15 protein-coding genes and 1 pseudogene are annotated in these 14,130 nt (G+C 32.6%); 12 read left to right on the top strand and 4 right to left on the bottom strand.

Annotation, left to right across the window (positions count from 1 at the left end; genetic code table 11):
* Nucleotides 1–45: 45 nt before the first annotated feature.
* Complete coding sequence (groL, locus tag BLP68_RS11210; protein WP_091543451.1) at nt 46–1,680, top strand: chaperonin GroEL; 1,635 nt, start codon at nt 46–48, stop codon at nt 1,678–1,680.
* 170 nt (nt 1,681–1,850) lie between these two features.
* Here the strand turns inward: groL and BLP68_RS11205 are convergent, their stop codons facing one another.
* On the bottom strand, nt 1,851–2,237 hold the full coding sequence (locus BLP68_RS11205; RefSeq protein ID WP_143003091.1) for a hypothetical protein: 387 nt from the start codon (nt 2,235–2,237) through the stop codon (nt 1,851–1,853).
* Between the two features lie 780 nt (nt 2,238–3,017).
* On the opposite strand from BLP68_RS11205, the gene BLP68_RS11195 reads away from it, so the two are divergent.
* From BLP68_RS11195 to BLP68_RS11170, 6 genes are all read left to right on the top strand, one after another.
* Entirely contained in the window at nt 3,018–3,866 is an 849-nt protein-coding gene (locus tag BLP68_RS11195) for a transporter substrate-binding domain-containing protein (protein ID WP_242876966.1), read from the top strand.
* Nucleotides 3,867–3,889: 23 nt separating this feature from the next.
* Nucleotides 3,890–4,552 carry an amino acid ABC transporter permease gene (locus BLP68_RS11190; RefSeq protein WP_091543447.1) on the top strand — a complete coding sequence of 221 codons (663 nt, stop codon included), beginning with the start codon at nt 3,890–3,892 and terminating at the stop codon, nt 4,550–4,552.
* Nucleotides 4,553–4,561: 9 nt separating this feature from the next.
* Entirely contained in the window at nt 4,562–5,296 is a 735-nt protein-coding gene (locus tag BLP68_RS11185) for an amino acid ABC transporter ATP-binding protein (RefSeq protein WP_091543446.1), read from the top strand.
* A gap of 140 nt (nt 5,297–5,436) precedes the next feature.
* Nucleotides 5,437–6,624, top strand: a complete 1,188-nt coding sequence (locus tag BLP68_RS11180) for a MalY/PatB family protein (protein WP_091543444.1) — start codon at nt 5,437–5,439, stop codon at nt 6,622–6,624.
* 613 nt (nt 6,625–7,237) lie between these two features.
* Nucleotides 7,238–8,098 (top strand): AraC family transcriptional regulator, encoded by an 861-nt coding sequence (locus BLP68_RS11175; RefSeq protein ID WP_091543442.1) that lies wholly within the window; start codon nt 7,238–7,240, stop codon nt 8,096–8,098.
* A 315-nt stretch (nt 8,099–8,413) separates the two neighbouring features.
* Nucleotides 8,414–8,875 (top strand): GyrI-like domain-containing protein, encoded by a 462-nt coding sequence (locus BLP68_RS11170; protein ID WP_091543441.1) that lies wholly within the window; start codon nt 8,414–8,416, stop codon nt 8,873–8,875.
* A gap of 73 nt (nt 8,876–8,948) precedes the next feature.
* On the opposite strand, the pseudogene BLP68_RS22460 reads toward BLP68_RS11170, so the two are convergent.
* Nucleotides 8,949–9,017, bottom strand: a pseudogene (locus BLP68_RS22460) (IS3 family transposase); the annotation flags it as partial.
* Between the two features lie 64 nt (nt 9,018–9,081).
* Here BLP68_RS22460 and BLP68_RS21765 point away from each other — a divergent pair.
* The 3 genes from BLP68_RS21765 to BLP68_RS11155 all read left to right on the top strand — a co-directional run bounded on the left by BLP68_RS21765 (nt 9,082) and on the right by BLP68_RS11155 (nt 11,012).
* Complete coding sequence (locus BLP68_RS21765; protein WP_176758978.1) at nt 9,082–9,243, top strand: hypothetical protein; 162 nt, start codon at nt 9,082–9,084, stop codon at nt 9,241–9,243.
* A 115-nt stretch (nt 9,244–9,358) separates the two neighbouring features.
* Nucleotides 9,359–9,958 (top strand): TetR/AcrR family transcriptional regulator, encoded by a 600-nt coding sequence (locus tag BLP68_RS11160; RefSeq protein ID WP_091543440.1) that lies wholly within the window; start codon nt 9,359–9,361, stop codon nt 9,956–9,958.
* Nucleotides 9,959–9,968: 10 nt separating this feature from the next.
* Nucleotides 9,969–11,012, top strand: coding sequence for an alpha/beta hydrolase family protein (locus BLP68_RS11155; protein ID WP_091543438.1), 1,044 nt, complete (start codon nt 9,969–9,971; stop codon nt 11,010–11,012).
* 875 nt (nt 11,013–11,887) lie between these two features.
* On the opposite strand, the gene BLP68_RS11150 is transcribed toward BLP68_RS11155, so the two are convergent.
* Nucleotides 11,888–12,166 carry a spore coat protein gene (locus tag BLP68_RS11150; RefSeq protein WP_091543436.1) on the bottom strand — a complete coding sequence of 93 codons (279 nt, stop codon included), beginning with the start codon at nt 12,164–12,166 and terminating at the stop codon, nt 11,888–11,890.
* A gap of 32 nt (nt 12,167–12,198) precedes the next feature.
* A complete protein-coding gene (locus BLP68_RS11145) occupies nt 12,199–12,468 on the bottom strand; it encodes a hypothetical protein (RefSeq protein WP_242876965.1) in 270 nt (89 codons plus the stop codon).
* A gap of 313 nt (nt 12,469–12,781) precedes the next feature.
* Between BLP68_RS11145 and BLP68_RS11140 the strand changes: the two genes are divergently transcribed.
* Entirely contained in the window at nt 12,782–13,876 is a 1,095-nt protein-coding gene (locus BLP68_RS11140; RefSeq protein WP_091543434.1) for an aldo/keto reductase, read from the top strand.
* 25 nt (nt 13,877–13,901) lie between these two features.
* Nucleotides 13,902–14,099 carry a hypothetical protein gene (locus BLP68_RS11135; protein ID WP_091543432.1) on the top strand — a complete coding sequence of 66 codons (198 nt, stop codon included), beginning with the start codon at nt 13,902–13,904 and terminating at the stop codon, nt 14,097–14,099.
* Nucleotides 14,100–14,130 lie beyond the last annotated feature (31 nt).

Here is a 14,130-nt window from a genome sequence, read left to right as displayed (position 1 = left end):
ACTCAATACTTACTTAAATATTAAAGAAATAGGGAGGTTTTTATTATGGCTAAAGAAATTAAGTTTAGTGAACAAGCACGTCGTTCTTTAGAAGCAGGTGTTAATAAATTAGCTAATACAGTAAAGGTAACATTAGGACCAAAGGGTAGAAATGTTGTAATCGACAAAAAGTTTGGTTCTCCATTAATTACAAATGATGGAGTTACTATTGCACGTGAAATTGAATTTGAAGACGCCTATGAAAATATGGGAGCTCAATTGGTTAAGGAAGTAGCAACTAAAACTAATGATGTTGCTGGAGATGGAACAACTACAGCAACTCTATTGGCTCAAGCAATTATAAGAGAAGGTTTGAAAAATGTAGCTGCTGGAGCAAATCCAATGATACTTAAGAAGGGTATACATAAAGCAGTAGATGTTGCTGTAGCAGAGCTACAAAAAATATCTGTACCTGTTGAAAATAAAGAAGCAGTTGCACAGGTTGGTGCTATTTCAGCAAGTGATGAAGAAATTGGTCAATTAATTGCAAATGCAATGGAAAAGGTAGGAAAAGACGGAGTAATTACTGTAGAAGAATCAAAATCTATGGGTACTACTTTAGAAGTTGTTGAAGGGATGCAATTTGATAGAGGCTACTCCTCTCCATACATGGTTACAGATACAGAAAAAATGGAAGCTGTATTACATGATCCATATATTTTAATTACAGATAAGAAAATCTCTAACGTACAAGAAATACTTCCTGTTCTTGAACAAATTGTACAACAAGGCAAAAAGCTATTAATTATAGCTGAAGACGTTGAAGGTGAAGCTTTAGCAACACTGGTAGTAAACAAATTAAGAGGAACCTTTGAGTGTGTAGCAGTAAAAGCTCCGGGCTTTGGTGATAGAAGAAAGGCTATGTTAGAGGATATTGCTATTCTAACAGGTGGAACAGTTATTTCTGAAGAGTTAGGATATGAATTGAAATCTGCAACAATCGAAATGCTAGGAACTGCTAGAACTGTAAAGGTAGATAAAGAGAATACTACTATAGTTGAAGGAGCAGGAGACCAAAAATCAATTAAGGATAGAATTGGTCAGATAAAGGCACAAATCGAAGAAACAACTTCTGAATTTGATAAAGAAAAGCTAATGGAAAGACTAGCAAAGCTTTCTGGCGGCGTAGCTGTAATCCAAGTTGGAGCTGCTACAGAAACAGAGCTTAAGGAAAGAAAGCTTAGAATAGAAGATGCATTAAATGCCACTAGAGCAGCTGTAGAAGAAGGTATTGTGTCTGGTGGAGGTACTGCATTAGTTAATGTTGCATTAGCTGTTGAAGCATTACTTGATACAACAGAGGGTGACGAAAAGACAGGTGTAAAAATTATTAGAAGAGCACTTGAAGAGCCATTAAGACAAATAGCGGAAAATGCTGGATTAGAAGGATCGGTTATTGTTGAGAAGATTATGTCATCCGAAAAGGGTCTAGGCTTCGATGCATTAAACGAAAAGTATGTTAACATGATAGAAGCTGGAATCGTTGATCCAACAAAGGTTACAAGATCAGCTCTGCAAAATGCAGCTTCTGTATCTGCAATGCTTCTTACAACAGAGGCAGCAATAGTTGATATTAAAGAAGATGAGCCTGCAATGCCTGGTGGAATGGGCGGAATGGGCGGCGGAATGCCGATGATGTAATCACCCACAAAATTAAATAAGTTAAACACTAGCTTGACGGTGCTTCGTGCCATGTAAAATAGTGTTTTTCACACAGATTGCCCACGGTTTTTATTATCTTTCGTGGGCAATCTTATTTTTTGTAAATACTTTTCATAATAAATCTTGAGAGTAATGTGTACAAGGTGAACTTATAAAGAACTAAATAAAGCGGCCCAAAATATAATAGCAGCTAAAAATATTCCCAAAAACATTGTTATACCATGCCTTAAGTGTATATTTTTTATACTTGTCAAACCAATATTTATAGGTATAGATATTACTAGTAAAACAACTAGCAAAAAAAATTTAAGCAAATCTAAATTTTGACTTTTGTCCATTTGAATTCCTTTTATAAAAGCATAGACAGAAGTAATGTATGTAACTAGTAAGTAACTAAACTTATTATATCTTAAGTTTGATTTTATAGTGTCGCTAAAAAAATCGGTAAACTTATAAAATATTCTAGATGAGAATAAGAACAATGTCATTTGCGCAAACAAATAAATTGAAGAAATTATAAGAAATAATTTAAGCATATCCAAACCCCCTTGTATTCTATTATGCCATAAGCAATGTCTTAGTCCAATTACCCTTTTACAAAAGGCCTTATTTATATTGTTTTCCACAACCATTTTATCCGATACACTTCCTCCACTAACACCCCTATGTTTTTCATACTGCTATATTTCACCAACACCTCAAAGCTAATCAATCCCATGGTATATCACGAAGCAGTAAAGGGCTGAATAAAGAGTTTCTCCAGCAGCCTATCGGAAAAACCATATAATAAAATAGTGACAACCAAAGGGGAAACAATGATTTTCAAAATTAGAATCTCCTCTATTTTTTTAAGAAAGTATCCAATAGATCCTTAGACAGAGCACCGAGAAAACAAATAGGTAGATAAAAATAAAAATGAACATTCAGTCAATAAAGTACTTCTTTGGCAGGAGAATAGGAATCTTCCCCTACTTTAGATAATAGGAGGACAAAATAATAGTGCATTTTAGGTTGTGTCGCAATTAGCTCTGCTGCGGGTAGTAAAACAGTGGTTTTTATAGGTTTACATCTATAAATCACTGTTGTTTTTATGTGAGGATTATACAGCTTAAAGAAAAATCTGGATTTTTATGCGTTGATATTTCAGTGAGTATGATAAACAGATACACACACATTGTTAATTAATTATCAACTTTTACTATAGAAGAACTGTATCCGATAGAAAGTTTCAATTTTGCAAATAAGTAATATGATGGTAATATTAACTTGTTTGTAAGAGCTATAGAAGAGAGATTGTAAAGAAGGAGGAATTTGGGATGTTTAATCAGAGAAAAGGGATTGCGATTGTAGGACTAATGATAGTAGTTTTATTGACACAGTTGGGCTGTACTGGCAGTACAGGTGCAGCTGAAGGGGATGTGGAGGACGCAGTAGTAGAAGGAGTAGTTGAGGAGGTAGATGAAGAGGAACAAGAAAAAATAGTTGTAGGTACTTCAGGAGAGTATTATCCTTGGGCATTTCAGAAAGATGGAGTGTTACAAGGATTTGAGATTGATGTATGGAACGAAATTGCAAAAAGAAATAACTTAGAGATCAGCTTTGAGACATCTAGATTTAGTGGACTGATTGGTATGCTAGACACAGGAAGAATTGATACAATAGCACATCAAATGTCTATAACAGAGGAAAGAAAAGAAAAATATAACTTTACGGAGCCCTATGCTTATAGCTATTATGACTTCGCTGTAAGAAGTGATAACACAATGGAATCATTAGATGATTTAATAGGGAAAAGTGTAGGCTGTTGGCAAGGTGGTAACGGTGAAAGAACATTAAGAGCCATCAATGACGAGCATAACCTTAATTTAGATATTAGAACCTATGATGGTGTACCTATTGAACAAGAGGTGGAGTTAGGTCGATTAGATGCCAGCTGGCAAGGGGAAGTAAAAACATTAGCAACAATAGAAAAAAATAATCTTGATTTAAAGCTTTTAGATATTAAGTTGGTGTTTGAAACAAATGCATATCCTTTTGTGAAAGGTAGTGAAAAGGACGCTTTGAGAGAAGATATAAGCAAGACCATAAGAGATATGCATCAAGATGGAACATTATCGAATTTTTCAAAGAAATGGTTTGATTTAGATACAACAGTTAAACCGTAAAAACAATTAGGAGATACTTTGTGATGAGTTTTGATATTCAGTTTGCCATAAGATTAATACCGTTAATGCTGCAATACTTACAGGTGACCGTGATACTATCCATATTCACTATGGTTATTGGATTAACAATAGCCTTTGTGATTGCCTTAATTACTGATGCCAAAATAAAGATACTTTCCCCCTTATTGAAAGTATATGTGTCCTTCTTTAGAGGGACACCCCTATTGGCACAGCTATTTTTATTATACTTTGGATTGGCACAAGTTTTTCCAGTACTCATTAAACTTAGTGCATTTAATGCGGCGTTGATTGTACTGAGCCTGAACTCAGCAGCATTTATGTCGGAAGCCATTAGAGGAGCGATTATGTCTGTAGAAAAGGGGCAGATGGAAGCATGCCTATCCATAGGAATGACCTATTGGCAATCTATGAGACGAATTATTTTACCTCAAGCTATCCGAACAGCAGTACCAGCTTTGTCCAATAGTTTTATAAATATAGTGAAGAGTTCATCCTTGGCTTATACCATAGGAGTGACAGAGATGATGGCTATGGCACAAATGGAAGCTGCCTCTAGCTATAGATATTTAGAGGCCTTTGTAGTTATTATCCTAGTTTATTGGCTAATTATAAGTGTTTTAGGGCATATGCAAAACAAGCTTGAACTAAGACTAAATGAATATTAGGTGAGATTAATGCTAAAATTAACGAACATTCATAAAAGCTTTGGAGATTTAAAGGTTTTAAAGGGCGTCGACCTAGAAATTAAGCAAGGAGAGGTAAAGGCTATCATTGGACCCTCGGGAACGGGAAAATCAACCCTACTAAGGTGTATTAATTACCTAGAAAAACCAGATGAAGGGAAAATAATGATAGACCAGTTAGACTTAGACGCAAAGACCATTACAAAACAAGAGATATATAAACTTAGAAAATCTACAGCTATGGTTTTTCAAAGCTTTAATCTGTTTAAAAATAAAACTGCCCTTGAAAACATTATAGAGTCTTTGGTATTAATAAAAAAAATAGATAAAAGAAGTGCTATAGAAATGGGTATGGACATATTAAGGAAGGTAGGACTAGAAGATAAAAGGAATGTTTACCCTTCCAAACTATCAGGTGGGCAACAGCAAAGAATTTCAATAGGCAGGGCTTTAGCGGTAAATCCGAAAGTCATTTTATTTGATGAGCCTACATCTTCTTTAGATCCAGAGCTAGTGGGTGAAGTCCTAGAACTCATTAAAAAGCTAGCCAAGGAAAATATGACTATGGTTATTGTGACACATGAAATGAGCTTTGCAAAGGATGTAGCTGATAAAATACTGTTCATGGATGATGGTAAAATACTTCAGGAAGGAACACCAGAAGAAATACTTCTATCCCCAACAAGTCCGAGAATCACAAAGTTTATCAGTCGATTGAGCTCATAAAAGAATTAGCGAGACTACTTAGAAAGTTAAGGTGGTCTCGTTTTACTATCTTCGATATAAAGGTTGAAATATTGGCATTAGAGCATATGTATTGTAATGATACTATTTATAAAAAAGTTAGTAGGAAAGGTGGATGTGGTATGAAGTATAACTTTGATGAAGTGGTGAATCGGGTTAACACGGATTCTCTTAAGTGGGATGGCATAGAAGAACGTTTGGGGGTGAAAGAAAAAGGACTATTACCAATGTGGGTAGCGGATATGGATTTTAAAACACCTCAACCGATTCGAGACGCCATTCACAAAAAGATTGAGCATGGCATTCTAGGATACGCAGGTGGCTATGATCAATACTATCAAGCTATAGTCCGCTGGATGAAGAAGAAACACCAGTGGGATATACAAAAAGAGTGGATTGTTTTTGGTGGTAATGTAGTGTCTACTTTGAGTAGAATTATAAGAACCTTTACTAATCCTGGTGACAAAATTATGATTCAATCTCCAGTGTTTGCAACCTTCTTCTATGTAATACAGGATAATGGAAGGCAAGTTGTCAATAATCCATTGAAATTTAATGGTGAAACATACGAAATGGATTTTGATGATTTGGAAAAAAAGCTTGATGAAGAAGTGAAATTAATGATACTTTGCAGCCCGCATAATCCAGTAGGGAGGGTCTGGAATCAAGAAGAATTAATAAGACTAGGAGAACTGTGTATTAAGAATAATACGATTATTGTGTCTGATGAAATTCATGCTGAAATTGTTTTTAGTGGAAATAAGCATACATCCTTTGCTACTATTTCTGAAACGTTCTCAGAAAATAGCATCATCTGTACTTCTCCTCATAAGGCTTTTAACATGGCGGGTTTGGAAATATCAAATACCATTATTCCCAATAATCAATTAAGGGAAAGCTTTAAAAGAGTTCTAGCATGTGATGGTATCAATAAACCTAATCTATTGGGGATTGCTGCTTTGCAGGCTGCATATACAGAATGTGAAGAATGGCTAAACCAAATGGTGGGCTATTGTGAAGAAAACTACCAGTTTTTATGTAAGTATCTGAAAGAAAATATTCCTGAGGTTCAAGCTATTAAAATGGAAGGAACATATTTAGTATGGTTAAACTTCAATGGATTAAACTTGGATAATCATATTTTAGCAGAGGGTTTAATTAAAGATGGAAAATTATTACTAAGTCAAGGACACAGCTTTGGTGAGGGGGGGGATGGATTTGTTAGAATGAATATAGCTTGTCCAAAAGCAACTCTACAAGAAGCATTATATAGATTAAACAGGACTCTCATACCTACAAAAGGTAGTTAATAATAAATGTAGGTTATAAACTCTTTCAATCACTTCCTTACCCTCTGCTAATATCAATCTTTATAATTTTAGCGATTATGAATTTCCAAAATTAAGTATAATGCAAAGTTGACTCTTTACAAACGAGGTAAATTTAAGTAAAATAAGACTAGAACGCATGTTCGGAAGCGAAAATAAGGGGAAGGGTTGAAAATGCAGGAGAAAAGGATAGAAAACTAGCAGTTTTACTGGCCATTGATGGGTTTAATCATAAGAGAGGATATAGTCCTACGGTGAGGGACGTTTTGATCTTAAGTCATGTTATTGGGAAAAACAGATTGGGACCATCGCTGGGGAAAAGTGGATGGGAGGAGTGTCCATCTCCGTAAGCTTTACTTATGCGGATATGATGGACAAAAAGATTCATTTGACCACATCTCCACAGCAGAAGAGACTACTACGTCTACTCGGGGATGTTGAGGTCTAGTTTTAGGTACTTTATTGGGATTGGTTTTCAAGATCTAAATAGTATTTGTAATCTGCTAGTATAATAGTACTGAAAATAAATTCAGAATATAATGTGGTGAACCGTATCATAAATGACTGCGTTTTTTGTGAGAAGGGGCGTATTGGATTGAACTACTATTTACAAAGTGTATTAGATGTCATAAGCTTTATTGAAGAAAATTTAAATGAAGAGATTTCCTTAAATCAGGTAATTGAGATGTCTAATTTTTCAAAGTATCACTTTCTAAGAATCTTTAAAGCTGTATCAGGAACCACTTTAAATGGTTATTTACGAAGAAGAAGGCTCACTAAAGCAGCCGAAGAACTATTATATACAGATGAAGGGATACTAGATATCGCTATTAGATTTAGTTATTCATCTCAAGAGTCATTTACACGAGCCTTTAAGGATATGTACGGTGAGACACCATATGTGTATAGACAAAGTGGCATTCATAAAATTTACTTAGACAAGGTGTTGTTGACAGAAAAAATACTAAATATTAAAGAAGGTGCTAGTTCTATGGTACCAAAAATAGTTTATAAAGAAGGGTTTACATTAGTTGGAATGAAGTATGAAGGTAAAAACGATAACAGTGAAATTCCTATGTTATTGCATAAATTTTTTCTTAGGTTAAAAGAAATTAAGCATAGAGTAAATGATAAAGTAAGCTATGGTTATAATACGTGGACAGATAAAATTAACGAAACTGGAGAGTTTACTTATATTGCTGGAGTTGAAGTTGAAGACGAAAGTGATTTACCGGAAGGTATGGTATACATAAAGGTACCAAGGAATAAATATGCTATGTTTTCAATTAACTCATTAATTGAAGATGTAGGGAAATCAATAAGTGATATATATAGTAAATGGCTTCCAATGGCTGGCCTTGAGCTTGATGATAATTACGATTTTGAATTCTTTAATGAAGGATTTATACCTAATGATGAGAATTCCGAAGTATACTTTTATGTACCTATAAAATAATGCTTAGCTTGAAAACTCTGAGATATGATAAATGTTCAATCGGGCAATAAAGGCTACCTCTTGAGGCATTACTCACTAAAACTCCATTCTATATTACAACCTTTTTACAGTTCTAACTTTCTATTGTGCTTTCACATGATTTACTCAAATTTAAACATAGCAATTAATATCAAAAAAGTTAAAAATTATACTGATAAAATATTGTCTATAGGTCTTAATGAATTATAGTATTATTCCTATAATACATCAATGCTTATATAGACAAGTAATTATTAGTTGATAAGTACTAAAAACACGAAAGGGAGGAGTATTATTATGATGCCAGAGATAATTGAAAAAGAGGGATTTACTTTAGTTGGAGTAATGTATGAGGGAAAAAATCAAAATAATGAAATTATTACATTATGGGATAATTTTATTATGAGATTAAAAGAAATTAAGAATAGGATAGGTAGTAGTAGATATGGCTATGATACCTGGACAGAAAAAATTAATGAAACTGGAGAGTTCATATATGTTGCAGGGGTTGAGGTTGAAGATGATAGTGATGTTCCGGAGGGTATGGTAAGTATAAAGATACCAAGTAATAGGTATGCTGTATTTACAATAGATTCTGTACTTGAAGATGTACATAAGACAGTTGGTGAGATATTTAGTAAATGGCTTCCTAAAGCTGGACTTAAAGTTGCTGATAATTATGATTTTGAATACTATAATGAAAACTTCAAACCCGATGACCACAATTCTAAAATATACTTTTATGTACCAATAAAATAGGTAAGCTGGATTGTCAACACTTAATTAGACAGTTTTTTTAAGGTTATGTGCTTTATATTGAATAAGGGCTTAATTAGCCTAATGTTGAATGAATTCTGATATTATTAAACCAATTAACATAATCAGCTAGTTTTAGCAGTAATTCTTCTGAGCTTTAAAATGGCAGCCCTTAGTAAATTCAGTTTTTGTTATCTTGAGAGTAGCCTATGAACTATTGGCCAGGGTACCCGCAAACATCTAGCCCAGGATATGATGAAGGGTTGATTAACTTACCTAGACAGGCTACCTGTGCTTATCTTCAACAAATACCTAAATATCCAAAAGGTGGAGCAAATTACTTTACATTTCAATTGCAAAAACTTTATTAAAATTGTTGACTTTTGAAATAAGAGAATATAGAATAATAGTAACTATATGAACATATGAACAAGTTGTTCATATGTATTAGTATAGTTTAATACTTAGTACAGGAGGAATGAATAGTTGTCAAAAGGTTTTACACAAAAAGAAACTGAAATTATAAAGAATCAACTAATAATAAAAGGAAAAGAGCTGTTTATCAAATATGGTTACAAGAAGTTTGGAATAAGAGACTTAACGGAAGAAATAGGAATATCGAGTGGTATGTTTTACAAGTTTTTTAATTCAAAAGAAGAACTGTTTCTTATAATACTTGAGAATGAAAGGAATGAAATACGTAATAAAATTTACAATAAAATGATTGCTAATATAGACGAACCTAAAAATGCACTTAGGGGGTTCTATTATACAATAATTGAAGAATTACAGGCTAATCCAATAATGAAAACAATATTAGTTAAAGATGAGTATAGTTTTATAACTAAGCAGATGACAGAAGAGGAATTGATAAAAGAACGTGAAAAGTCATTAAATCCTATAATAGAGCTTATTCAACATTGGAAAGAAAAAGGGTTAATAAAGGATACTGATATAAATATAGTTATTGAGTCCCTACGTTCATTAGTTTACTTATGGTTTCATAAAGGAGAGATAGGGGAAGGTAGATATCCAATAATTATAGAATTTCTAATAGATAGAATTTGTGATTATACAGAAATATAGGGGGTCTTAAATGAACAGATTATTATCTAATACAATAGAGAATTTAGGGGTGAATTTTTTTAAATATATAAACAGAAAAAAAGAAAATACAGCAAAATTTCATAACTGCAGAGGATTTGATGCTAACAAGATAAAATCAATGTATTCTAGATTAAACGTATTTAGTAAATGTGAATATTATAGTTCTCCTAAATTTATTGAGTTAAAAGAAAAATCAAATCTTGAAATCAGTATATATAGTATGAAATCCAAATATAAACCTATAGATGAATTTGAAAAAACATATGAATCTTTACCTACTAATAACAATATATACTTTGAAAGAGTTAGTAGTAAGAATATTAATAAATTTAAAACATGTATTATTTATCTTCATGGTTTCTCTGAAAGGAGTTATGATAAGGAAATAAAGTATTTGTTTAGTCCTCTAATTGCTGAAAATCCAAATATAGAAATATTAGCTGTACATTTACCCTATCATATGAGAAGAAGTCCCGAGCATCAACCCTATTCAGGAGCCTACATTTTTGATTCATATCCTATTGTTACAATAGAGGGTTTCAGACAAGGGGTGCATGATGTGTCACAGGTTATATCCTATGCAAAGGAAAATTATGAAAAAGTTATTGTTGCAGGATTTAGTTTGGGAGGACATATAATTAGTTTTTTAGGTACATGCGATAACAGAGCAGACTTATACTGTATGGGGCAAGCGGGAGCCCGTATGCCAGAAACTTTGAAATATTTAACTGTATGTCCGGGTCTTAATGAGAAAAAGCAGAAGTGGATTCAAAATGGAATTGATTTTGAAGAACTGTATAGACCTATAGAATTATTAGATTATGATTCGATTATTCCTCCAGAAAAGGTAATATCAATAGGTGGTAAATATGATAAGTTAATTAGATTTAGAAGGGTCCAAGAATTAAGAAACTTTTTTAAAAGCAAACATAATATTAGCTACGATGCGGGACATATTGGACTATTATTTGAGGTAGACAAAGTAAAAGAAGAATTTATTAGTATTCTTAATAGTGAGGAGATGAAGGGATAAAAAAGTGTTTAAAATTAAGGAAGATATTTTGTTGGATTGCCCTGAACTTGAATTAACAAACTTTGGAGATTTTAAGATTGAGGATTGTAGATTGATACCTTAAGGAATGATATAATAGCTTTATTCTAATAAAAAAACCGCCGTTATACCCGTTACGGCGAATCGTATCATAAGTAACGGTGTGCTTTTTATCTTTTAGTGTAAAAAATTACCATCAGCAAAAATCAGAAAATTATGAAAAAAGATTGTAAAATAGCAAAAAAGGTGATATAATAAGAACAAGAAGAAGATAACACTTCTTCCCATGAATCCTTCTCTAAGAAGCAGTTCAGGTGTAGAAGAAAAGGTTGAAGGAAATTTGATTAGTAGAAGTGTGAAGTTGTTTAAAGAATTAAGGTTTAAGAATTAAGGTTTAAGAATTAAGAATTAAGAATTAAGATTTAAGATTTAAGAATTAAGATTTAAGAATTAAGATTTAAGATCTAAGATTTAAGATTTAAGATTTAAGATTTAAGATTTAAGATTTAAGATTTAGGATTTAGGATTTAGGATTTAGGTTTTGGATTTAGAATTTAGAATTTAGAATTTAGAATTTAGAATTTAGAATTTAGAATTTAGATTTAAGATGTAAGATGTAAGATGTAAGATGTAAGATGTAAGATGTAAGATGTAAGATGTAAGATGTAAGATGTATTTCGTATCAAAATATTATGCGTTGAAATGAATTTGAATTTGAATTTGATTTTGTTTGTATCGCAGTTGAAAGGATTTGAGAGTCTGAGCAGTATGTTAGAAGAACTGTGGAATAGAGAAGGATTCAAATAATAACCGGGTAATCATAGGAAAAATCCATGAGACCCGGTTATTTTTATTTGCTATTGAAGCTGTGTTTTTTCTTGATTATATTTAGTCTTAGCGCTCATAACATCTTGAGAATTTGCTTTTTTGATTTGGTACCAGCCTCTTTGACGCATAGCATCAAAAATTTGATATTGAATTTGTTGGCTATCATTTAAGCAGCTTGTAAGATGTTGTCTTAAATTGCTACATGAAGATTCAGTTATTCCAACGTTATATGCAGAACAAACCTGCTTTTCTGATGTCAGTAAGTCATTCATCAGTTCTTTTTCTGAAAAGGATCTATGATGATTCATAGGTATTACCTCCTTAATGATTACTAATTCTATTATTGATATCCATTAAGATAATTTAACAACTCATTAAAATGCTGTTTGTGTTTTTGTGCTGCTTGCTGACAAAGGTTTTTTAACTCAGTATCAGTACAATATTCGGCATAATTAGTGAATTTTTTGGTCATCATTGACTCATAATTCAATTGATCCTCTAAGACTTTTAGGTTTGGAGAATCCAGCTGTTTATTTCCTTGATTTTGTCCACCTTGCATATTTTGCTGTTGATTTCCTTGCATGTTTTGATTTGGATTATTATACTGCATATTTACCCTCCTTTGTACAATAATTCTGCTACATCTTTAATAGTATAAGGAGATATAGAACTTCATATAACCAGTAAATAAAGGGAATACAATAGAATTGCATAATAGATTTATAAAATGTTGAATGTTAAATGTTGTATGCTGAATGATAGAAAAACAAGTAAAATACCCAATTAAATACAGAACAAATTGAATTTTAAACACATGAGAAAGAAATTACTTAATCTCTATAATTAAAAGACAATGTTAATTGGAAAAAAAATAATTTTTCTGTATAATATTATTATGTACATATACTAAGGAGGCTGGATCTATGATATATAGAGAGTATGGAAAAACAGGAAAGAAGGTTTCTGTAATAGGCTTTGGTGGAATGCGATTTGGAGAAGATGAAGATTATTCAGCAGAAGTGGTACGCAGAGCTAATGAGCTAGGTATTAATTATTTTGATACAGCGCCCTTTTATTGTAACGACAGAAGCGAATTTATTTTTGGTAAAGCATTTAAAAAAATGCCTAAAGACTATTTTGTTTCTACCAAGAGCTCTGTAAATAAAGAAGATACTGCCGATAAGGTTCGTTGGCGAATAGAAAACTCATTAGAGAGAATGGGTATTGATAAAATTAATTTTTTCCACATGTGGTGCATAATGGACCTAAATCAATACCAAAAGGTTATGGCGCCAGGTGGAGCCTATGAAGGAGCACTTAAGGCTAAAGAGGAAGGCTTGATAGAGCATTTGGTATTTTCTACCCACTGTAGGGGTGAAGATATTAGAAGGATAATTGAGGATGATGTTTTTGAGGGTGTATTACTAGGATACAATGTTATAAACCATCCATATCGTCAAGAAGGGGTATACGCAGCTATAGAAAAAAATATTGGAGTTGTTACTATGAATCCTCTTGGTGGAGGACTGATTCCACAAAATGATAAGTATTTTAGCTTTTTAAAGGAAGGTGAAGGGGAAAGTGTTAGTCAGGCTGCCTTAAGATTTAATGCAGCTCAAAAAGGAATTACTGTTGTGTTGGCTGGAATGGGCACATTGGAGGAAGTGGAAGAAAATATTAATGTAACTAATTACCCTCTCGCGGTTTCTGATGATAAAATGAAGGAAATTCAAAGTAGAATAGGAGAAGAAATGAATTCTCTATGTACTACCTGTGGATATTGTTTAAAATGTCCTAAGAAAATAATGATACATAACTATCTTGAAGCATATAATTTGTCTATTTTAGATGGAAAAGAAGCAATGAAAAATCATATTAATAGGTTGAAGGATAAGGGTAATATTAAAGAAGATGCATTAGCAGCTGAATGTATAGCTTGCGGTGCCTGTGAAAAGCTATGTACACAAAAACTACCAATCATCCAAAGATTAAAAGAAATTAGTGAAATAATGAAATAAATATCAAAAAAAGGAGAGTTTAAAAATGGCTAAAAGTGAAAAGGTACAAGTGGCAGGTAATAACTTAGTTTGTCCTGTTTGTGGCTATGATGAATTTTGGAAAAGGGAGACATTAATGAATACTGCCGGTGCTACTTTTTTAGGATTTGATTGGGCAAATCAGGCTGCTCAAAATTATATTTGTGATAAATGTGGATATGTCTATTGGTTTTTAGAAAAATAAATTCAACAGGAATATTGAATAAAAGAAAACC

The sequence above is a fragment of the Alkaliphilus peptidifermentans DSM 18978 genome, from assembly GCF_900101495.1.
GTDB classification, from domain to species: domain Bacteria; phylum Bacillota; class Clostridia; order Peptostreptococcales; family Natronincolaceae; genus Alkaliphilus_C; species Alkaliphilus_C peptidifermentans.
Note: the sequence above shows the minus strand (reverse complement) of the source record. Positions and strands in the feature narration are given on the sequence as shown.